1 protein-coding gene is annotated in these 2,065 nt (G+C 63.0%); it reads left to right on the plus strand.

The genetic code is table 11. The annotated features are described in order from the left end of the window. Positions 1-50: 50 nt before the first annotated feature. Positions 51-2,065, plus strand: a 2,015-nt coding sequence (locus IT781_RS21690) for an AMP-binding protein (RefSeq protein ID WP_228779350.1), incomplete at its 3' end; no start/stop codon positions are given.

A 2,065-nucleotide genomic window follows, 5' to 3' on the forward strand; every position in this document is an offset into this window, starting at 1 on the left:
ATATCTATCCGCTGGCGCCGCTGCAGGAAGGCATTCTGTTCCACCATCTGATGGAGTCCGAAGGGGATGCCTACCTGCTGCCGGCCCTGGTGGCGTTCGACACGCGCGAACGCCTCGACAGTTTCTTGATTTCTCTCCAGGCGGTGGTCGACCGCCACGATATTTTGCGCACGGCCGTGGCCTGGGAAGGTCTGCCGGAACCGGTGCAGGTCGTGTGGCGCCAGGCTCCGCTGAGAGTTGAGCAGATCGCTATTGACGCTGAAGCCGGCGAGGCCGCTGAACAACTGCTGGGACGTTACGATCCGAGGCATTATCGCGTTGACGTGCGCCAGGCGCCATTGATCAACGGCTTTACGGCCTATGACTCAAGGAAAGGGCGTTGGCTGCTGTTGCTGATGACTCACCATTTGTCGCTCGACCATACCGCGCTGGATATCCTATTGGAGGAGATCCAGATGCACCAGTTGGGCCAAATAGACCAATTGCCTGCGCCGCTGCCGTTCCGCAACTTCGTCGCGCAGGCGCGGCTGGGGATAAAGCCGGAAGAGCACGAAGCCTTTTTCCGCGAGATGCTCGGCGATATCGATGAGCCGACCGCGCCGTTCGGCTTGCTCGACGTACTAGGCGACGGCAGCCAAATTCAGGAAGCCAGCCAGTCCATCGCCACGGATCTGGCACGGCGGATACGGGAACAGGCCAGGGCCTTGGGCATCAGCGCCGCCAGCCTGTTTCATCTGGCCTGGGCCGCTGTGTTGTCACGGACCTCAGGCCGCGATGACGTGGTCTTCGGCACGGTATTGTTCGGGCGCATGCAGGGCGGGGAGGGCGTCGAGCGGGTGCTGGGCATGTTCATCAATACCCTGCCGCTGCGCGTGCAGCTGGCCCAGGGCAGCGTCCTGGAACAGGTCCGTGATGTGCAGCGGCGGCTGGCCGACCTACTGCGCCATGAACATGCGCCGCTAAGTCTGGCTCAACGCTGCAGCGCCGTGCCCGCGCCGGCACCGTTGTTCAGCGCATTGATAAACTACCGGTACAGCCAGAACGACACCTCGGCCGACAGCGCACCCGCCTGGCAGGGCATGGAAGTTTTGTTATCAGGTGAAGAGCGCACCAACTATCCCATCGGATTGGATGTGGACGACCTGGGCGAAGGGTTTTCGCTGACGGTGCAAACCCTGTCGCCGGTGGCGCCGGAACAGCTGTGCGCCTTGATGCATACGGCGCTGGACAACCTGATCACAGCCCTGGAGACGGCGCCGGATACCGCCATGCGCCAGATCGGCGTGCTGCCGGAGGCCGAGCGCCGTCAGGTGCTGTACGGCTGGAACGCTACCCAGGCCGACTATCCCCGTGACCGTTGCGCCCATGAATTGATCGAAGCCCAGGCGTTGCAAACACCCGATGCCGAAGCGCTGGTTTGGGACGGCGGAAGGCTGAGCTATGCTGAACTCAACGTTAAAACCAATCAGCTGGCGCACTACCTGCACAGTCTGGGCGTGAAGCCCGACGACCGGGTGGCGATCTGCGCCGACCGCGGGCCGAACGTGATCATCGGCCTGCTGGCCATTCTCAAAGCCGGCGGAGCGTATGTGCCGCTGGACCCGGCCTATCCGACCGACCGGCTGGCCTACATGCTGGCCGACAGCACTCCGGCAGTGCTCCTGATACAAAGCGATTTGGCCGGGCGGTTCGCCGACTGCATGCCGGCTATACCGCGCCTACTGCTCGACGCTGACCCAGCCCCCTGGGCGGCGCAGTCCGGAGCCAACCTGGACCGCCAGCGCCTCGGCCTGACGTCCCGGCACTTGGCTTACGTCATCTACACCTCCGGTTCGACCGGACAGCCGAAAGGCGTGATGATCGAACATCAGGCGCTAGTCAATTATGCGCTGGGTGCGGCACAAGTATTTGAGCTGACTGCTGCCGATACGGTTCTGCAGCAAAACTCAATCAATTTCGACCTCTCCGTCGAAGAGATCTTCCCGGCGCTGCTGTCAGGCGCGACGCTGACGCCGAGCGAGCGGCTGTTCGGCATGGACAGCGAGCTGCGCCCGACCTTCGTGCA

Origin of the sequence: Methylobacter sp. BlB1, from assembly GCF_015476545.1 — a bacterium.
Taxonomy (GTDB): domain Bacteria; phylum Pseudomonadota; class Gammaproteobacteria; order Methylococcales; family Methylomonadaceae; genus Methylobacter.